The following is a 19,163-nucleotide window of genomic DNA, read 5'->3' as shown; positions in this document are numbered from 1 at the left end:
GCTGCTATGGATATATCCATGTCGAGCGAGGCATCCCAAGGTGAGCGCCAAGCTACTACCGACAACCAAGCGGTAGCCGATGTTCCCCGCGGCACTGTTAGGCAAGCCGTGCTGCACGCTGACAAACTTTCTAAAAAAGTCACCAGCGGTGAACGCTCGCTCACCATCTTACACGACCTGTCGCTGAGCGTAGCGGCGGGAGAGAGCGTAGCGATTCTGGGTAAGAGCGGTGCGGGTAAATCAACGCTTTTGGGGCTATTAGCGGGTCTTGATACGCCAAGCGACGGTGAACTAACGCTGTTTGGACACGCATTAAGCCGTTTGGATGAAGATGGTCGAGCAGCGCTGCGTGCCGGACGAGTAGGCTTTGTGTTCCAGAACTTTCAATTGCTGCCCACTTTGAGTGCGCTTGAAAACGTCATGTTGCCCCTTGAATTATCGCCCCGCGCCGGAGAGACGCAAACCGCTGCTCAGTGGTTGGAGCGTGTTGGGCTTGGTGAGCGAGTGAACCACTTACCCAAACAGCTTTCCGGCGGCGAGCAGCAGCGCGTTGCCGTGGCGCGTGCTTTCGTGACCGACCCCGAGCTGGTATTTGCTGATGAGCCCACCGGCAACCTGGATCTGGATACCGGTGGGCAAGTCATAGATTTGCTCTTCCAGCTCAACCATGAGGCGGGCACTACGCTTATTCTGGTTACTCACGACCACGCCTTGGCGCGGCGCTGCGATCGCTGCTTGCGGTTAGATCATGGCAAGTTAGAAGCCGTACTTGAAAACATCGTACCAACTGCCGCTTCGATTGATGAGGGCGCGCAATGAGTGATGTGAATTGGCGTTTGGCGATGCGCAGCCTCAAGCGGGATCTGCGCGCAGCTGATGTGCGTGCGCTATTTATTGCCCTGGTATTGGCTGTCGCGGCCTCCACCATGATTGCGTTTTTTCTTGATCGGTTAGAGCGCGGTCTGGAGCGCCAGGCAGGGCAGATGTTGGGCGGAGATCTGGTGCTAGAGCAGCGTGATCCTTTTTCCGAGGAGCTGAGAGAGCGCTTGGAAAACGCTGGTTTTGTGCTTAGCGACCAAGTGGACTTGGTGTCGATGATTAGCCGCGAGGGGCGCTTTCAGCCTGCCAGCTTAAAAGCCGTGGATGAAGTCTACCCTCACTACGGTGTCTCCTACGTGGACTTTGGCAATGGCACCGAGCAAACTGCTTCTGGTCCGCCGCCAGGGGAGGCGTGGGCGGATCCACGCTTGATGGAACTGGTCGAAATCGAGCTGGGTGATCGAGTACAGGTGGGGCAAACTGAACTGGCCGTAACGGGGATCATCGAGCGCGAAGCGGATCAGTCCGGTGGTTTTGGTAGTTTTAACCCGCGCTTGATGCTCAATACGGCAGATGTCGAGGCAACGGGCCTGGTTCAAGAGGGCTCACGGATTGAGTTTGAAATTCTAGCCGCAGGCCCGCCGGAGGCGCTCGATCAAGTACAAGGCTTACTTGCTGAGCTACGCCGCAATGGGGTAGAGGTGCGGGATGTTCGCGTTGACCGTCCCCAGCTTGGCAATGCGTTACAGCGGGCAGAAAGCTACCTGGGGCTAGCCGGGTTAGCGGCGGTATTGCTGGCGGGTGTGGCCGTGGCAATGTCTACCCGGCGTTATGTCGAGCGCCATTTGGATACCGCTGCGCTACTGCGCTGTTTTGGTGCCAGCCAGCGTCAGTTAGTGACGATTTTCACCCTTCAGTTACTCGGTTTGGCACTGGTCGCGGCAGTCATTGGAGCGCTGCTTGGCCTTCTTGGCCAAGCGGTGCTGATTTGGCTATTGGTGAGTTTTCTACCCATGACACTTCCGCCACCGGGGCTGATGCCACTAGGGTTGGGGGTCTTCACCGCGCTTGCCGTGCTGGTTGGGTTTGCCGGGCCAACGCTGTTGCGTATCAAGCAAGTCAGCGCACTAAAAGTACTGCGTCGTGAGCTAGATCCACTGCCGCCATCGGCCTGGCTGGTCGTTTGGCGTAGCGAGCATCGTGTTTGGTGGGTTGCTTTGGCTCTACTCGGGTAGCCTGCCACTGGCGATTGGATTATTGATCGGTGGTGCGCTGCTGCTTGGTGTGCTTTGGATAATTAGTGCCTTATTACTTAGCGGCTTACTGCGTGTTGTGCAGCGGTTCTCAGGGCGCAGTGAGTGGTCACAGGCACTTCGCTTAGGCGGCCGTCAATTGGCACGGCGTCGCCAAGCGGGCCTAGGTCAGTTGCTGGCCTTCTCGGTGACCTTCTTTGCCATGGCGATGATTGTCTTGGTGCGTGGCGATTTGCTAAGCACCTGGCAGGATCAACTGCCTGAAAATACGCCTAACTACTTTGCCATCAATATTCAGCCTTCCGAGCGTGACCCTTTTGAAGCGGCGGTTTCACCACGGGTGGAAACCCAAAGCACCCTCTACCCGATGGTGCGTGGGCGAGTGATAGCGATCAATGATCAGCCACCCAGAGAGGCCGTGCCGCCGGATGCCCGTGGCGACAACTCACTGCGCCGTGAGCTCAACCTTACTTGGCAATCTGAAGTGCCAGAAGGCAACCAGTGGTGGCTGGCGAGTGGTTCACGCCAGCGCAGCTGGGTAGCAACTCAGGCAGTGAGAGCAGCGATGAAAGCCAAGGCTGGATGAGTGCCGTGGAGGCAACACCACAGTCGGGGCCTGTGCCCATTTCAATGGAGGATGGGCTCGCCGAAAGGCTTGGGCTAAGCATTGGTGATGAGATGACCTTCTCGGTGGGTAGCGACGAGATCACTACCCAAATTACCAGCCTGCGCAGTCTGAATTGGGATAGCTTCCAGCCTAATTTCTTCGTTATTTTCCCGCCGGGCGTGCTGGAGCAGTTTGGCCATAGTTACATCACCGCTTTTCACCTGCCAGACGCGGAACAGGGACTGATTCGTGAGCTGATCACCGACTTCCCTGGCGTCTCGTTGCTTAATGTGGACGCGATTTTAGGTCAGGTGCGGGATGTGCTTGCCCAGGTCACCCGGGCAGTGGAGTTGGTGCTCGCCTTGGTGCTACTGGCAGGGATTAGCGTGCTGTATGCCGCGCTGACCGCAAGCCGCCCGGTGCGTGCCCATGAAAGCGGCCTACTGCGCGTATTTGGCGCAGGCAGCAGAATGATTTCACGGGTACAGGGGGCCGAGTACGCGCTGTTGGGTTTTGCCAGTGGTTTGATGGGCGCAATACTTGCGGAGCTAACCTCGGCCGTACTGTATATTTACCTGCTGGATCTCACCCCGCGTTTGCATCTGGGACTATGGGTTTTCCTTCCCGTTGGCGGGGCGCTATTGATCGGTGTCATTGGGCATGCGCTTTCGCGGGGGTTGCGTCGCCAAGCGCCGGCAGCCAGCCTCGGCCTACTGGGTGAAGCTTAATCCGGTGAGGATTTGACGACTCATGAATCAGCGGGCCAGCCAAAAACCGACGACGGTGGCGCTGATGACAGCAACAAAAAAGACCAGATTACGGGCGCGGGTATCACGACGTGGTTTCATAACGGCACCAATGCAGTGTTAAGTACTATGTTAAGTACAATGTTGAAGTAAAATATTCCTAGCATGGTAACGTTTGTCGCCTACGCCGTCATCTTGCTGACCCTGTGACGCGGCCGTTTGTTTAGGATTATTAGGAAACCTCTGATTAACTATTGCGCTCGACCATACGGCGTTAAAAATCGCCTCAAAATGCTCATTTACAACCCGTAAACTCCGCTTTTTCGTTGATTTTTGCCTTGTCTGGCCTTCGCTCATTACGTTAATCAGAGGCTCCTTAGCTGTTTACTCAGGACTGTTACTTTATGCCCAAATCACCCCGGCAGCGCTCTCTGTTGCGCCAAAGCCGCTGTCGCTTGCCCAAGGTCGCTTAGCGGCGCTGAGCTGGGGGCGTGCTGACGCCCCAACCTGGTTAGCCTTACACGGCTGGTTGGATAATGCGGCCAGCTTTACCCGATTAGCCCCGCTGTTGGTAGAGGCGTTGGATATTCGTATTGTGGCGCTGGATTTTCGCGGCCATGGTCATTCGGCACACGCGCCACAGGGCGGTGACTATGCCTTATGCGACTATGCCCTTTGGGACTATTGCCATGACGTGTTGGATGCCATGGAGTCCTTGGGGCTGGAGCAAACCAGCTTACTGGCCCATTCCATGGGGGCGGCAGTGGCCTGCTTGCTCGCCGCTTCGTTACCCGAACGCGTCGAGCGGCTAACGCTGATTGATGGACTTGGAGCGCTCAATACGCCCATTGAAGAGACCGCCAACCAGCTGCGTAAGGGGCTTACAGCCTACCGTCGGCCGCTGTCACGAGCGCCGCGTTACCCCGATATCGAGAGTGCCGTTGCTGCGCGTGTTGCAGGCGGGGTCACGCCGCTGGATAGCATCGCGGCAACGCCGCTAGTAGAGCGTAACACCCAGCCTACTGCTGATGGTCATGTGCAAATGCGCACCGACAGCCGGTTACTGAAGCCGTCCCTGGTGCGCTTTACCCCTCAGCAAGTGCTATCGCTACTGGCGGAAATTAACGTTCCGCTGCTATTGATAGAAGGCGAGCAGGGAATTTTAGGCGAGCGCAAATGGGCTCAAGAGGCACGGCAAGCGGTCAAAGGATTAACCCGAAAAGTGCTCAAGGGGGGCCACCATTTACACTTGGAGCCTAGAGCAGTGGCGCAAGTTGCCAAGGTTATCGGCGCTCACTGGGTAACACTGGTGCCGTTTAAGGGAGGAACGCAGCATGAATGAATTGGCTCACGTGAGCAGTGGCAATAAAGTCGCTCTGGTATTGGGCAGCGGTGGTGCCCGTGGCTACGCGCATATCGGCGTGATCGAAGCGCTGGAGGCGCGGGGGTTCGAAATTATTGCCGTATCGGGGTGTTCAATGGGCGCAGTGATTGGCGGTATTTATGCCGCGGGTAAGCTGCCTGAATACCGTGACTGGGTGTGTCAACTCGACTACCTGGATGTGCTCAAACTGGTTGACGTAACCTGGAGCTCAATGGGGGCGATGCGTGCAAGCAAGGTCATGAGCAAACTGGAAGCGCTGGTCGGCGATATTCTGATTGAAGACCTAGCGATCCCCGTCACCACGGTAGCGACAGACCTGGTGCGGCAACGGGAAGTGTGGTTTCAAAGTGGCCCTTTGCTGCAGGCGATTCGTGCCTCAATGGCCGTGCCGGGTGTTATAACCCCTGTTCATCTGGGCGAGCAGGTGCTGGTGGATGGCGGGCTGCTCAACCCGCTGCCGATTATGCCTATGGTAGCCGCGCACCAAGCAGACTTTGTGGTAGCGGTTAATGTGACTGCCCATAGCCCGTTGCCGGTGACCTTGGATGAGTTACTGCCTAAGAGGAGGAAAAAGCCGATAGCCGCACCCAAAGCGAGATCGACCGCGATCAACGCATGAGCAGTTGGATAGGCGATGTACGCGCAGCTACCCAAAAACTGTGGGCAGGGCTGGGTGCCAATGGTGATGGCGCAAACGGGGAGAGCGACGACAAAGAGCTAGAAGAAACCACTGAAGCGCGCGGCAAGCGCGAGTGGAGCAAGCTCGATATGATTTTGGAGTCGTTTGATATTACCCAGGCGGCGTTGGCCAAGTACAAGGTGGCGGGGTACCCGCCTGATGTGCTGATCGAAATCCCCAAAACGGTGTGTAGTACTTACGAATTTTACCGGGGCCGAGATTTGATTCGCCTTGGTCGCCACTTGGCAGATGAAGCGCTGGAACGCCGGATGCCCAGTATCGCTTCCGATGCTACCGAGTAACGGCTACTGACCCCGCTTGCGCAGTAGGATGTACACTGCCCCTGTGCCACCATCGAGATCGATGGCCGAGCAGAACGCCAACACCCCCGGCCACTCCCGTAGCCAGGTATTGGTATGGCTTTTGAGTACAGGAAAATCAGAGGTGGTGCCCCACGCTTTGCCATGCACCACCAGCACACAGCGCAGACCTTGCCCCGCTGAATCACGCAGAAAACTCTCCAACTCCGTGCGGGCCTCCTCCAGCGTATAGCCATGTAGATCAAGCCCCGCCTGCCATGCGGTTTGGCCGCGCTTTAGCTGGCTAAACGTGCGCCATGGTAAGTCGGGCACGCTGAACTCGAGGTACTCTGAGGGGCGCACGGCTTCCACCCGGCCATCCGAAGTGCGCCCGCTGGATTGAGGGGCGCTGCTCTCAACCGCCGCGTTGCGCCGTGCTTCATGGGCCTTAACGTCGCGCTTGGGTTTGCCTGGGTCGGCCTGATTGGTGGCGATAGGGCGTACCCCGCCGCCTTCAAGGCGTCGCGGAAGGCACTGATATCGTCATCATTCGGCAGGTGGCGGTGTCGCGTCATGTCAGGCTCGGGTGGGTAGAAAAATGGGGGTAGCACGGGTGAATCAGTTAAAGAAGCACAGTATAGCGGGCTGAGCGTTGCTGTGAACCGGGCGGCGTGAAAGGTACAATTTTTATTCGTCATATGGCTCAGGTTCTATTGCCTGTAGTCATGATTATCGTTAACCAGGAGCCGCTGTGACCACGCATCTAAATGTTGAGCATTCTCACTCAACCTTTCCTCCCGTAGTCGTTGCTGGTGAGCCAGCTCTTTACGCTGCGCGACTACCTGCGCTGGGTCTCCAGCGAGTTTATCTGGCGGGCCTGCACTATGGCCATGGTACCGATTCTGCCTGGGATGAGGCGGTGGCACTCTGCTTGGGCGCGCTGCATCTGCCGTGGAATATTGACCCCAGTGTGTTAGAAGCGCGGCTTCTGCCCGTGGAGCGTCAGCGGATTATTGCCTTGGCGCGGGAGCGTGTTACCACCCGCCGCCCGCTGCCTTATCTGCTCGGCGAGAGCTTCTTTGCCGGTCACCCGTTTAGCGTTGACGAGCGCGTGCTGATTCCGCGCTCGCCGATTGCCGAGTTGATTGAAGACGGCTTTGCCGCCTGGTTTCCCGAAGAGCCGCCTGCTAGCGTGCTGGATCTATGCACTGGCTCCGGTTGTATCGGCATTGCTACGGCACTCTATTTGCCCACTTGTGAAGTGGCGCTTGCAGATATCAGCCAGGATGCCCTGGCCGTGGCACGGCAAAATATTACCCGCCATGATGTGGGAGACCGGGTGCGAGCGGTGGAATCGGATGTATTCAGCGGCTTGGAAGGTCGACGTTTTGATCTCATCGTCTCCAACCCGCCCTATGTTGATGCCCGCGACCTGGCCACCATGCCTGCTGAGTTCCGCCATGAACCCTCCTTGGCACTGGGGGCAGGCAGCGATGGCTTGGATATCGTGCGGCGCATACTCCGTGAAGCGCGGGAACACCTAACCGATGAGGGTTGGCTGATCTTAGAAGTCGGCAACTCTGATCGCCATGTGGAAGCGGCGTTTCCCGACGTGCCTTTCCTATGGCTTGAATTCGAGCGTGGCGGCCAGGGCGTATTTGCCTTGAGCGCCGCTGAACTCGACGCCCATGTGGCGTCTTTCCAGTGAGGAACTAATCGCCATGTCTGGCAATACGTTTGGCAAACTATTTACCGTCACTACCTTTGGTGAGAGTCACGGCCCAGCGCTCGGCGCGATCGTTGATGGCTGCCCGCCTGGGTTACCGTTAAGCGAAGCAGATTTACAGCATGATCTGGATCGCCGTCGGCCGGGCAGTTCGCGGCATACTACCCAGCGCAAAGAACCTGATCAGGTGCGCATCCTGTCAGGGGTGTTTGAAGGCAAGACCACCGGCACCTCTATTGGCCTGTTAATCGAAAATACCGACCAGCGCTCTAACGACTACTCAAAAATCAAAGAGCAGTTTCGGCCAGCGCATGCGGATTACACCTACCACCATAAATATGGCCACCGTGACTACCGCGGCGGCGGGCGCTCCAGCGCCCGTGAAACCGCTATGCGAGTGGCGGCAGGGGCGATTGCCAAGAAATATTTGGCCGCCCAAGGTGTTCAGATTCGCGGTTATATGAGCCAGCTAGGCCCCATCAAGATTGATTTCAAACAGTGGGAAGCGGTGGGTCAAAATGCCTTTTTCTGCCCTGACCCGGAGCGCGTAGCAGAACTGGAAGCCTACATGGATCAGCTGCGCCGCGATCAGGATTCGGTAGGTGCTGAGATCACCGTGATTGCCGAAGGGGTGCCGGTAGGGCTAGGCGAACCGGTGTTTGACCGCCTGGATGCTGACCTAGCGCATGGTTTGATGAGTATTAATGCGGTAAAAGGTGTGGAGATAGGCGCAGGGTTTGGTTGTGTCGCTCAGCGGGGCAGTGAACACCGTGACGAGATGACGCCTGAAGGCTTTCTCTCCAATCATGCTGGTGGCGTGCTGGGCGGTATTTCCAGCGGCCAACCCATTGTGGCTCGTTTGGCGCTAAAACCGACGTCCAGCATTACCACGCCTGGCCGCTCTATCGATATCCATGGACAGGCCGTCGAAGTGATTACCAAAGGGCGTCACGACCCCTGTGTGGGTATTCGCGCAACGCCCATCGCTGAGGCGATGATGGCGATTACGTTGCTGGATCACTGGCTGCGTCATCGCGGCCAAAATGGTGAGGTGAGCGTTGATACGCCGCGTTTAACCCAGCGCTAGCGCAATACGGTGAGGTTTGCAGTTCACTGCTACACTCAAACAAAACAGTGCAGGAGCCGCCTATGAAGATTAACGTTGAATTTGATCTTACCCCGGACGAATTTCGCCAATCTCTGGGTCTGCCGGATGTCGAAGCTTTCCAGAAAAACCTGCTGGAAAATATCCAGCGGCAAATGGAGTCTGGGGTAGAGGGCTACGACCCCATGAGTCTTATGAGGCCCTTTCTCCAGCAGCCGATGATGCAGCAAGGGCTCTCGCAGGGACTATCTGAAGGACTGTCTCAAGGGCTAGCCAACTTCGGCACTTATCAGCAAATGATGCTGGATATGTTGCGCCAAGCGGGCAGCGCCAGCACTAATGCCACTAGTGCGTCCTCGTCTAACGGCAGTGCGGCTGAACAGGGTGGTAACACCAGCTCTAAAAGCAGTGCGGCGAGTTCCAGGGCGAGCAGTACTAATAATAGTAGTGCCAATAAAAGTACCAGTAGTGGTGGTAAGGCCAAGTCAACAGCGTCGTCGCGCTCCCGTTCCGGCTCAAGCACACGTTCAACATCCAAGCGCAGTGATTCATAAATCAGTAACGATAGACTGGCAAAAATAGATTGTGGGGAAGTGGATTGAAAGATTGCTAATGGCGATGTGAGAGAGGCATTGCGGAGACGTTTTGTAGCGTTACTGAATGCAGCTACTTAAAACAGTGTCGCTGTTGCAATGCAGCATGTCAGGGACTACTCTTTTTGCAGTGCAGCAAATCAAGGCAAGACAAGCTACATCACGATGAGTCACTCCAAGGCTCATGCCAAGGAACTAAACAGGAGCAGACACTATGCAAGACAATATGATGGACGCCTTCAACGCCCAAACTAAGCAAATGTTTGAGCCCATGCGTAAAATTAATTCGCTGATGCTCAACAACATGGAAAAAATGACCCAGTATCAGCTGGAAGCCATGAAGCGCTACAGCCAGATGGGTACAGAGCGCATTCGTAGCGCCACTGAAATTCAAGACGCAGAAAGCCTGCGTGATTTCGGCACCAAGCAAGCTGAAATGATGAACGAGCTTTCCCAGCAGATGCAGGAAGACGCGCGCGTCATGAGCGAAATGAGCCTGCAGTTTAAGTCTGAAATGGAAAAAATGTTCAGCGAAGCCGGTCAGCAAATGTCCGAGCAAGCCAAGGCGGCTACAAAAAGCGAGCAACCTGCCAAAGCCTCTAGTCAGTCATCGCGCAAAAGCTGATTAGTGACCTCATCGCGGCGCCCAAGGCGCCGCGATGCATTTATAAGCTTTAATTTATATATGCTTACATAGCCAAAGTGGTCGGTGCGCCCGATGATAGGCGTAGGGAGAATGAGTATGCAGTCAGCGTGGCACAATCCGTTCCAGGCAATATCACAAGGGCTATCTGACAGCCTGTCTGAAGGGCTTTCTCAAGGACTGCCTGAAGGGTTATCCCCAGAGGAAATTGAAGCCTGGAATAACCAGCTTAAAGAGATTAGCGAACAGTACCAAGGATTGATGCAGGATCTGCTTTCCCGTATTGCGCCCAGTGAAGCCGCCGACTCAATTTACAGTGATATGCGTGAAAGCTTTGAAGCGGGTGCGCAGTCATTAATGCAAAACCCTACGCTGCTGTGGGAAACCCAGAACCGTTTGCTTCAAGACCAGTGGCTATTGTGGCAGCAGGCCCTGCGTGGCATGGCTGGCGAGCAAATAACGCCGCTGATTACCCCGGCTAAAAGTGACCGTCGCTTCAAAGATGAAGCCTGGACTCAAAACCCCCACTATATGGCCATTATGCAGCAGTACTTACTGTTCTCGCAGATGGTGGAAGAGCTGGTTGAAAACTTAAGTGGGTTGGATGAAACCCAGAAGCGTAACTTGATGTTTTACGCGCGCCAGTTGGTCAACGCGATGGCGCCCACTAACTTTATAACTACCAATCCAGAGGTCATGCGCCGCACCATTGAAACCCGTGGTCAAAACCTAGTGGATGGTCTGGCCCGTCTACGTGAAGATTTAGGTAACTCTGGTGAGGGCATTAATGTCCGCATGACAGACCGCGCCGCCTTTGGCGTAGGCGAAAACATAGCGGTAACGCCCGGTTCAGTGGTGTATGAAAACGAACTGATTCAGTTGATCCAATACACGCCAACGACGGAAAAGACCTTTAAAACGCCGTTGCTAATGGTGCCGCCGTGGATCAATAAGTACTACATTCTCGATCTGCGCGAAGATAACTCAATGGTGAAGTGGCTGGTGGATCAGGGCCATACGGTGTTCCTGATCTCCTGGCGTAATCCTGGCCCGGAGCAGCGCGATGTTACCTGGGCCGACTATATGCAGATGGGGCCGATCAGCGCGATAGAAGCTATCGAGCAGGCCTGCGGCGAGAAGTCGGTTAATCTTCTCAGCTACTGTGTCGGCGGCACGTTAACGGCATCTACGGTAGCGTACCTCACCAGCACCCGCCGTGGGCGCAAAGTAAAGTCGGTGACCTATATGGCCACGCTGCAGGATTTTCGTGATCCTGGCGATATCGGCGTATTTCTCAATGAGCGGGTGGTTGAAGGCATTGAGCAAACTCTTGAGGCGAAGGGCTACCTTGATGGCCGCTCAATGGCTTACACCTTCAACTTGCTGCGTGAGAATGATCTGTTTTGGTCGTTCTACATTAATAACTATTTGAAGGGCGAGACGCCTGCCGCCTTTGATCTACTCTACTGGAATACTGATGGTACCAATTTAACTGCAGGTACCCATGCCTGGTATTTACGCCATATGTATTTAGAGAACCGCTTGGTTGAGCCAGGTGGCATTGAGCTGGATGGCGTGAAAATTGATCTGCGCAAGGTGTCGGCGCCCAGCTATTTTATCTCCACCAAAGAAGACCACATCGCCAAATGGAACAGCACCTACTATGGGGCGTTGCTACCCAAGGGGCCAGTGACCTTTGTGCTAGGCGGCTCGGGGCATATCGCAGGTATCGTCAACCCACCCCATAAGAACAAGTATAGCTACTGGACTAACGACACACTGCCCGAAAGCCATGAGGAGTGGCTTGCAAGTGCTACGGCTCAGGAAGGCTCCTGGTGGCCTCACTGGCAGGCATGGATGACCGACAATGGCTATGCCAATAGCGAAAAAATGGTGCCCGTGCGCCAACCAGGGGACGGTGAACTCAACATTATTGAGCCTGCGCCGGGCCGCTACGTGAAGATGACAATCCCTGAAGTGTTGGGGAAATCCCGTCTTCTTCGTAATTGGCATAGGCGAATAGCCTAAGGTTTCGCGAGCTGAAGCTCCCTCCCACTAAAAAGCCCGCTGGCATTTTTGTCAGCGGGCTTTTCTTCGCCACTGTCAGTTTCGAATGAGATAGTCGAAAGCACCCAGCGATGCCTTGGCGCCTTCGCCCATGGCGATGATGATCTGCTTGTAGGGCACGGTAGTTACATCGCCTGCGGCGAAGACGCCGGGCACGGATGTCATACCATGGGCATCGACGATGATCTCACCGCGGGGTGTCATCTCAATCGGAGAGCCTTTCAACCACTCGGTGTTAGGCACCAGACCAATCTGAACAAAAATACCTTCCAGCGCGATGGATTTGCTCTCGTCAGACGTGCGGTCTTTATAGTTCAAACCATTTACACGGCTGCCATCGCCTGTCACTTCGGTGGTCTGTGCGTTGAGGATAATATCGACGTTAGGCAGACTCTTGAGCTTTTTCTGCAGCACCGCGTCGGCGCGCATTTCTCCCATAAACTCTACGAGTGTGACATGGCCGACAATACCCGCCAGATCGATCGCCGCTTCAACGCCAGAGTTACCGCCACCAATCACCGCTACCCGCTTACCTTTGAACAGCGGGCCGTCACAGTGAGGGCAGTAAGCCACCCCTTTGTTGCGGTACTGCTGTTCGCCGGGCACATTCATTTCGCGCCAGCGGGCACCCGTCGCCAGTACCAGGGTTTTGCTCTTAAGCGTTGCACCCGACTCAAAGGAGACTTCGTGCAGCCCACCTTCCGCCTCGGCTGCTTTGAAAGCCGTGGCAAGCTGCAGGTTCATGACATCGACTTCGTAATCTTTTACGTGCTCTTCAAGCGCGCTAACTAGCTTGGGGCCTTCGGTATGGGAAACGGAGATAAAGTTTTCAATTCCCATGGTGTCAGCCACCTGGCCACCGAAACGCTCAGCGGCAATGCCGGTGTTAATGCCTTTGCGTGCTGAGTAAATAGCGGCTGCCGCGCCTGCCGGGCCACCACCAATGACGAGCGTATCGAAAGCGGCTTTCTCGTTTAGCTTTTTGGCATCGCGTTCGGCGGCACCAGTATCAACTTTGGCCAAAATCTGCTCAAGGGTCATGCGGCCTTGATCGAACGGCTTACCGTTCAGATAGATGCTTGGCACTGACATGATTTCCCGCGACTCAACTTCGTCCTGAAACAGTGCCCCGTCGATAGCGACGTGACGAACGTTCGGGTTGAAGATAGCCATGAGGTTAAGCGCTTGAACCACGTCAGGGCAGTTCTGGCACGAGAGCGAGTAGTAAGTCTCGAAAAGCATCTCGCCGTCGAGGGCTTTGATTTGGTCGAGTAGCTCAGCAGACGTTTTAGGCGGATGGCCGCCGACTTGCAGCAGCGCCAATACCAGCGACGTGAACTCGTGGCCCATGGGGATACCGGCAAACACCACGCCAGTCTCTTCACCCGGGCGGTTAATCGCAAACGATGGCGTGCGGTCGTCCTGGCCATCGCTGTGTAGGGTAATCTTATCGCTCAGGCTGCTGATGTCCTCAAGCAAGCCGAGAAGTTCTTGTGACTTGGCACCGTCATCGAGGGAGGCAACGATCTCGAACGGCTGAGTCACTTTTTCCAGATACGCTTTTAACTGGGATTTTAAATTGGCGTCCAGCATGACAGTAGCTTCCTCGCAAGTAACAGACGTATTAAATACACGCGTGTGACGGCGCTAATCATTAATAATTTAAAACTGTTTTAAAACAGAACGCCCGGGCGAAACCCGGGCGTTGAACCTGCACGCTCTTGCGCCACGCAAATAAGAGCAAGCGCGTGAAAGCCGTAGGCGGTTTAGATTTTGCCTACAAGATCCAGTGAAGGTGCCAGCGTTCGTTTCTTCGCCTTCTTTCCATTTAGCCGGGCACACTTCGTTCGGGTTGGCACGAACGTATTGAGCGGCTTTCACTTTACGCAGCAGCTCTTCGGCGTTACGGCCGATATTGCCAGCGTTGATTTCGACAATTTGGATTTTACCGTCTGGGTCGACAACGAATGTGCCGCGCTCAGCAAGACCCGCGTCTTCAATCAAGACTTCGAAGTTACGTGAAATCCGTAGCGTCGGATCGGCGATCATTGGGTACTGCAGCTTGCCGATGGTCTCTGAGCTGTCGTGCCATGCTTTGTGAGTGAAGTGGGTATCGGTCGAAACGCTGTAGATCTCAACGCCCAGCTTCTTGAACTCGGCATAGTGATCGGCCAAATCGCCCAGCTCAGTGGGGCAAACAAAGGTAAAATCGGCGGGGTAGAAGAAGAAAATAGACCACTGGCCTTGCAGATCAGCTTCACTTACGTCGACGAATTCGCCATTCAGGTAAGCAGTGGCTTTAAACGGTTTTACTTCAGTGTTGATCAAGGACATTCAGATAATCTCCAGTTGTCATGAGCGAAGGGTTTATAAAGTAGTGCTAATGCTAACGGCTAGCGACTAATGTCTAAAATTAAAAAAAGCCATCTAGCCAATAGCATTGCCCTATTGGCGTACCACAAGATCCTGTTTTACTAGCTACTTAATGGGGTCGGTAGGGCAAAATACAAGAATTTTTCACATTGGCTTGCGGTAGGCGTCACTGCACCGCAAAATTCGCACGGTCAGTAATATGGCCTACGCTATTGTTAGCCGCTGAGGGCTGTTGCCGGCAGCAGCAGGGCGCACTTGGTATGAAGACACTTGGCAAAACATTTGGCTGAATTGTTTAGTGAATGCTGAATTGTTTAATGACTAGTTGAGACAACAGGAGCAGTGATAATGGGGAACATCCACAAACTTTCCGCGGCCGTTGCGGCTATCTCATTCGCCGCAGCGGCTAGCGCTGCCCACGCTGAAGAGGTGCGGGTATTTAACTGGTCAGACTACATTGCCCCGGAAACGCTGGAAAAATTCACCGAGCGTACCGGCATTGAAGTGACTTATGACGTTTATGACAGCAATGAAATTTTGGATGCCGCACTGCTCGCCGGGCGTTCCGGCTACGATGTGGTGGTACCTTCTACCTACTATTTTACCCGCCAAGTGAAAGCCGGTGTTTTTCAGCCGCTCAACCATGAGTTACTAACCAATTTAGACAATCTCAACCCCGAGCTGATGGCCAACCTGGAAACCATCGACGCCGGTAGCGAATACTCGGTTCCCTATAGTGGGGCACCAATGGGATCGGCTATAACGTTGACCGGGTAAAAGAAATTCTGGGTGATGACGCGCCGGTAGATAGTTGGGCACTGCTGTTTGATCCTGAAATAACCGCTGCATTGAGCGAAGCGGGCTGCGGCTTGTCGATGCTGGACTCTGCCGATGAAATGCTCTCGCCCGCCATGGCGTACCTGGGGTTTGATCCCCTGAGTGAAAATCTGGACGATATTGAAGCGGCTGGCGAACTGATCGCCGACGTTCGCGATGACATGACTTATTTTCACTCTTCCCGCTATGTGTCCGATCTGGCGAATGGCGATATCTGCGTGGCCGCTGGTTACTCGGGTGATGTTTTCCAGGCCGCCGATCGTGCTGAAGAAGCAGGGCGAGATTTCACCATCGCCTATAGCATTCCTAAAGAAGGCGCCGCGCTCTGGTTCGACATGATGGCAGTACCCGCCGATGCGCCTAATACTGAAAACGCTCACGCCTTTATCAACTTTATTCTGGACCCGGAAATCGCTGCTGAAATTACCGAGTACGTGCGTTATGCCAATCCTAACGCGGCGGCCGATGAGTACCTCTCTGATGAAATCATCAATGACCCGGCTATTTACCCAGAAACCGAGGTCATGCAAAACCTATACGTGCAGGCTGAAAAGCCTCAAGATGTGCTGCGTGCCCGTACGCGCATTTGGAACCGCGTAAAGTCTGGTCGTTAAACCGACATTTATCCGACGGCGAGCCTGGAGTTAATTCTCTATGGCTCGCTGCTCGTCTTTTTTAATGCCCGGATTGCCGGGCCTTTTGATGGGAGTGGCGAATGGTCACTACGCCCCTGTCGAACGAGCCTTCATCTGCTTCGCCAATCACTCCTTCTTCGTCGCGCCCCCAGGGTAAAACCCCGCGGTTTGCTGAAGATGTGGTGCTGGAAGTAAAACGCTTAAGCAAGCGGTTTGATGATGCGCTGGCGGTGGATGATGTCAATTTGCAGGTTAAGCGCGGAGAAATTTTCGCGCTATTGGGTGGTTCCGGGTCAGGTAAATCAACCCTGCTGAGGATGTTGGCGGGTTTGAAACTCCTTGAGGGCCGTATTTTATTAGACGGTGAAAATATCACCGCTATGCCTCCGCACAAGCGGCCTATCAATATGATGTTCCAGTCCTATGCGCTATTTCCGCATATGACGGTGGCGCAGAATATTGCCTTTGGTTTAAAGCAGGATAAGCTCCCCAAAGCGGATATCGACGCTCGCGTCGCGCAAATGTTGAAGCTGGTGCATATGGAGCGCTTTGCCAAGCGCAAACCGCATCAACTTTCTGGCGGTCAGCGCCAGCGTGTAGCACTGGCGCGTTCGCTGGCCAAGCGGCCCAAACTGTTACTGTTAGACGAGCCCATGGGCGCACTGGATAAAAAACTGCGCACTGAAATGCAGCTAGAGGTAGTGGAGATCATCGAGCAGGTGGGTGTTACCTGCATTATGGTCACTCACGACCAGGAAGAGGCCATGACCATGGCCGACCGCGTGGCGATCATGGCCGATGGCTGGATCGAACAAATAGGCTCGCCGATCGATATTTATGAAAGCCCGGTGAGCCGCATGGTGGCGGAATTTGTCGGTACGGTGAATCTGTTTGAAGGAGAGATTAGCGAAGATGCTGCTGACCACTGCCGCATCGTCGCTCCCGCGCTCGAGCGGCCCATTTATATTGACCACGGTATTACCACCCAGGCGTCGAATCGGCGGGTTTGGGTCGCGCTGCGCCCTGAAAAAATCTGGCTAACCCGCGAGAAACCACAACAGAATATAACTGGGCAGAAGGCAAGGTGGATGATATTGCCTATTTAGGCGGTTTCTCGCTCTACTACGTGCGCACCCAGTCGGGCCAGATCATTAAAGTCAGTATGGCCAATACCGAGCGTCGCGGTGATCGACCCACCTGGGAAGACAGTGTGTATGTCTACTGGGAAGATCACAGTACGATTGTTTTGAACCGCTAGCGTCTTGAGCTGCTAACGTTTTGAATTGCGATAGTGGCGCATTCCTTACCGCGAGGAGACTGCCTTTAATGAAGTTATCTCGTTCTTCAGCACTGCTCAAACGCTTGCAGCTGGGGCGCCGAGCAGTGATCGCGTTTCCGCTCGTGTGGCTGATGCTGTTTTTTTTACTGCCCTTTGCGCTGGTGCTCAAAATCAGCCTCTCCGAAGCGGCGATTGCGATTCCGCCCTATGGCCCGCTGCTTGAGTACGCCGATCAGACGCTGCATGTCTTTCTTAATCTGGGCAATTATCTCTTTCTGCTCTCAGATTCGTTGTATATCGCCGCCTATTGGGGCTCAGTGAAAACGGCGTTTATTGCCACGCTGGCCTGTTTGTTGCTCGGTTACCCGATGGCGTATGCCATGGCCCGAGCCCCAGCACGCTGGCAACTGCTGTTACTGCTGCTGGTCATGTTGCCGTCATGGACGTCGTTTTTGATTCGTGTCTATGCCTGGATGGAATTCTAAGCAACAGTGGGTTAATCAATAACCTGTTGATCGGGATTGGCCTGATTGATTCGCCGCTGCGCATGATGAATACCCAGTTTTCAGTGACTATTGGCATTGTTTATGCCTACTTGCCGTTCATGGTGCTGCCGCTATATGCCCACTTAACGCGCATGGATAACTCGTTGTTAGAGGCCGCTGCAGATCTTGGCTCGCGCAAGTTCAATACCTTTATCAAAGTCACCTTGCCGCTCTCTACGGGCGGCATTGTGGCCGGTTCGATGCTGGTGTTCATACCTGCGGTAGGGGAGTTTGTGATTCCTGAACTGCTGGGCGGCCCTGATACGCTAATGATCGGCAAAGTGCTGTGGGAGGAGTTCTTTCTCAACCGCGACTGGCCCGTGGCGTCGGCGCTGGCCATGGTGATGCTACTGCTGTTACTGGTGCCGATAGTCTGGTTTCATCGTTACCAGTCCAAGGAGCTTGAATAATGAGCATGCGACGGCCGAGCTTCTCAACGGTCATGCTGGTGCTTGGCCTGCTGTTTCTTTACCTGCCAATGTTTGTGCTGGTGGTGTATTCGTTTAACGCCTCGAAACTGGTCACGGTGTGGGCGGGGTTCTCCACCCAGTGGTACGGCGAGCTGTTTCGTGATCAGCAGATTTTGTCGGCGGTATGGACGAGCCTGCGCATCGCGTTTTTCGCGGCCAGCATGGCGGTTTGCCTGGGCACCGTGGCAGCCTTTGTAATGACACGCTATGGCCACTTCCGTGGTAAAACGGCGCTGTCGAGCATGGTCACGGCGCCGCTGGTAATGCCCGAAGTCATCACCGGTCTTTCGCTGCTGCTACTATTTGTGCAGATGGCGCAGATTACCGGCTGGCCAGCCGATCGGGGCATGGCAACCATTTGGATTGCTCACACCACCTTTTGCAGTGCCTATGTGGCTGTCGTGGTGGCTGCGCGGCTGCGGGAAGTGGATCACTCCATTGAAGAGGCCGCCATGGATTTGGGCTCACCTCCAGTGAAAACCTTCTTTTCTATCACGCTGCCGATCATTACCCCCGCGCTGGCTGCAGGCTGGCTGCTGGCGTTTACCCTCTCCCTGGATGACCTGGTGATCGCCAGCTTTGTTTCCGGGCCAGGGGCCAATACGCTGCCGATGGTGGTGTTTTCTTCGGTGCGTATGGGGGTGTCGCCGAAGATCAATGCGCTTGCTACATTGATCATCCTAACGGTATCGCTGGCGACACTGTTGGCGTGGTTTCTTATGCGACGTAATGAGACCCGGCGGAAGGCTGCTCTACGAGAAGTTTAAATCAAACTATAGAACGTCGTCGTCGCGCCCGGCGACGACGCTATCGAGTTCTCCGGTCACCGGTGAGACGATGATCTGTAGCTGGATGGGCGCGCAGCATTGATGGCAATCCTCCCAGGTATCATGGCTGCCCTGTGACGTATCAATCAGAAAGGTCAGCGGCGAATCGCAGTAGGGGCAGTGGAAGTCATAATTGACCAGGGCGTCGTCTTGCATTGTTGGCTACCTTGTATAGCGGATGCGCTAAATCAGTTTCTTACCCAATGAGTGTAGCAGTGTGGTCGTCGGGTAGGGCATCGTAGGATTGAATCAGGTAGGATATCCCAGGATTTAAGT

9 protein-coding genes and 8 pseudogenes are annotated in these 19,163 nt (G+C 54.8%); 13 read left to right on the top strand and 4 right to left on the bottom strand.

All coding sequences use genetic code 11. The features are described from left to right. Window positions 1-18 precede the first annotated feature (18 nt). The 4 genes and pseudogenes from FDY98_RS22125 (at window position 19) to FDY98_RS22110 (ending at window position 5,790) form a co-directional block, all read left to right on the top strand. Entirely contained in the window at window positions 19-819 is an 801-nt protein-coding gene (locus FDY98_RS22125) for an ABC transporter ATP-binding protein (RefSeq protein WP_231500643.1), read from the top strand. Further along, window positions 816-3,407: pseudogene (locus FDY98_RS22120) on the top strand (ABC transporter permease). The gene FDY98_RS22125 and the pseudogene FDY98_RS22120 overlap by 4 nt, the downstream one beginning before the upstream one ends. A 430-nt stretch (window positions 3,408-3,837) precedes the next feature. Next, the gene (locus FDY98_RS22115; RefSeq protein WP_155706189.1) at window positions 3,838-4,767 is read left to right on the top strand and encodes an alpha/beta fold hydrolase; all 930 of its coding nucleotides are present in this window, start codon (window positions 3,838-3,840) and stop codon (window positions 4,765-4,767) included. After that, a pseudogene (locus FDY98_RS22110) lies at window positions 4,760-5,790 on the top strand (patatin-like phospholipase family protein). The gene FDY98_RS22115 and the pseudogene FDY98_RS22110 overlap by 8 nt, the downstream one beginning before the upstream one ends. A gap of 3 nt (window positions 5,791-5,793) precedes the next feature. On the opposite strand, the pseudogene FDY98_RS22105 reads toward FDY98_RS22110, so the two are convergent. After that, window positions 5,794-6,362, bottom strand: a pseudogene (locus FDY98_RS22105) (Smr/MutS family protein). Between the two features lie 176 nt (window positions 6,363-6,538). On the opposite strand from FDY98_RS22105, the pseudogene prmB reads away from it, so the two are divergent. From prmB to phaC, 5 genes and pseudogenes are all read left to right on the top strand, one after another. Next, a pseudogene (gene prmB / locus FDY98_RS22100) lies at window positions 6,539-7,495 on the top strand (50S ribosomal protein L3 N(5)-glutamine methyltransferase). A gap of 13 nt (window positions 7,496-7,508) precedes the next feature. Next, on the top strand, window positions 7,509-8,600 hold the full coding sequence (aroC, locus tag FDY98_RS22095) for a chorismate synthase (RefSeq protein ID WP_027958405.1): 1,092 nt from the start codon (window positions 7,509-7,511) through the stop codon (window positions 8,598-8,600). 62 nt (window positions 8,601-8,662) lie between these two features. Further along, on the top strand, window positions 8,663-9,172 hold the full coding sequence (locus FDY98_RS22090; RefSeq protein ID WP_051430497.1) for a hypothetical protein: 510 nt from the start codon (window positions 8,663-8,665) through the stop codon (window positions 9,170-9,172). Window positions 9,173-9,425: 253 nt separating this feature from the next. Further along, window positions 9,426-9,836 carry a phasin family protein gene (locus tag FDY98_RS22085; protein ID WP_007113285.1) on the top strand — a complete coding sequence of 137 codons (411 nt, stop codon included), beginning with the start codon at window positions 9,426-9,428 and terminating at the stop codon, window positions 9,834-9,836. Between the two features lie 117 nt (window positions 9,837-9,953). After that, window positions 9,954-11,882 (top strand): class I poly(R)-hydroxyalkanoic acid synthase, encoded by a 1,929-nt coding sequence (phaC, locus tag FDY98_RS22080; RefSeq protein WP_155706187.1) that lies wholly within the window; start codon window positions 9,954-9,956, stop codon window positions 11,880-11,882. Between the two features lie 75 nt (window positions 11,883-11,957). On the opposite strand, the gene ahpF is transcribed toward phaC, so the two are convergent. Both ahpF and ahpC read right to left on the bottom strand, forming a co-directional pair. Next, entirely contained in the window at window positions 11,958-13,514 is a 1,557-nt protein-coding gene (gene ahpF / locus FDY98_RS22075; protein WP_027958408.1) for an alkyl hydroperoxide reductase subunit F, read from the bottom strand. A gap of 173 nt (window positions 13,515-13,687) precedes the next feature. Beyond that, window positions 13,688-14,255, bottom strand: a pseudogene (gene ahpC / locus FDY98_RS22070) (alkyl hydroperoxide reductase subunit C). Window positions 14,256-14,642: 387 nt separating this feature from the next. Between ahpC and FDY98_RS22065 the strand changes: the two are divergent. The 4 genes and pseudogenes from FDY98_RS22065 (at window position 14,643) to FDY98_RS22050 (ending at window position 18,827) form a co-directional block, all read left to right on the top strand. Further along, window positions 14,643-15,745 (top strand): annotated as a pseudogene (locus FDY98_RS22065) (polyamine ABC transporter substrate-binding protein). A 101-nt stretch (window positions 15,746-15,846) separates the two neighbouring features. Continuing rightward, a pseudogene (locus tag FDY98_RS22060) lies at window positions 15,847-17,024 on the top strand (ABC transporter ATP-binding protein). Between the two features lie 68 nt (window positions 17,025-17,092). Next, a pseudogene (locus FDY98_RS22055) lies at window positions 17,093-18,000 on the top strand (ABC transporter permease subunit). After that, window positions 18,000-18,827 (top strand): ABC transporter permease subunit, encoded by an 828-nt coding sequence (locus FDY98_RS22050; protein WP_027958412.1) that lies wholly within the window; start codon window positions 18,000-18,002, stop codon window positions 18,825-18,827. Before FDY98_RS22055 ends, FDY98_RS22050 begins: the two are co-directional and overlap by 1 nt. A 6-nt stretch (window positions 18,828-18,833) precedes the next feature. Here the strand turns inward: FDY98_RS22050 and FDY98_RS22045 are convergent, their stop codons facing one another. Beyond that, window positions 18,834-19,043, bottom strand: a complete 210-nt coding sequence (locus FDY98_RS22045; RefSeq protein WP_027958413.1) for a CPXCG motif-containing cysteine-rich protein — start codon at window positions 19,041-19,043, stop codon at window positions 18,834-18,836. Between the last annotated feature and the right edge of the window lie 120 nt (window positions 19,044-19,163).

This window comes from Halomonas sp. PA16-9, assembly GCF_009728585.1.
GTDB lineage: Bacteria > Pseudomonadota > Gammaproteobacteria > Pseudomonadales > Halomonadaceae > Vreelandella > Vreelandella titanicae.
This window is presented reverse-complemented; position numbering and strand designations above follow the sequence as displayed.

Excerpts from the sequence above, each read along its gene's own strand:
- FDY98_RS22085 (WP_007113285.1), top strand. The coding sequence starts at position 9,426 with ATGCAAGACAATATGATGGACGCCTTCAACGCCCAAACTAAGCAAATG.
- FDY98_RS22125 (WP_231500643.1), top strand. The coding sequence starts at position 19 with ATGTCGAGCGAGGCATCCCAAGGTGAGCGCCAAGCTACTACCGACAAC.
- aroC (WP_027958405.1), top strand. The coding sequence starts at position 7,509 with ATGTCTGGCAATACGTTTGGCAAACTATTTACCGTCACTACCTTTGGT.
- ahpF (WP_027958408.1), bottom strand. The coding sequence starts at position 13,514 with ATGCTGGACGCCAATTTAAAATCCCAGTTAAAAGCGTATCTGGAAAAA.
- FDY98_RS22045 (WP_027958413.1), bottom strand. The coding sequence starts at position 19,043 with ATGCAAGACGACGCCCTGGTCAATTATGACTTCCACTGCCCCTACTGC.
- FDY98_RS22050 (WP_027958412.1), top strand. The coding sequence starts at position 18,000 with ATGAGCATGCGACGGCCGAGCTTCTCAACGGTCATGCTGGTGCTTGGC.
- phaC (WP_155706187.1), top strand. The coding sequence starts at position 9,954 with ATGCAGTCAGCGTGGCACAATCCGTTCCAGGCAATATCACAAGGGCTA.
- FDY98_RS22090 (WP_051430497.1), top strand. The coding sequence starts at position 8,663 with ATGAAGATTAACGTTGAATTTGATCTTACCCCGGACGAATTTCGCCAA.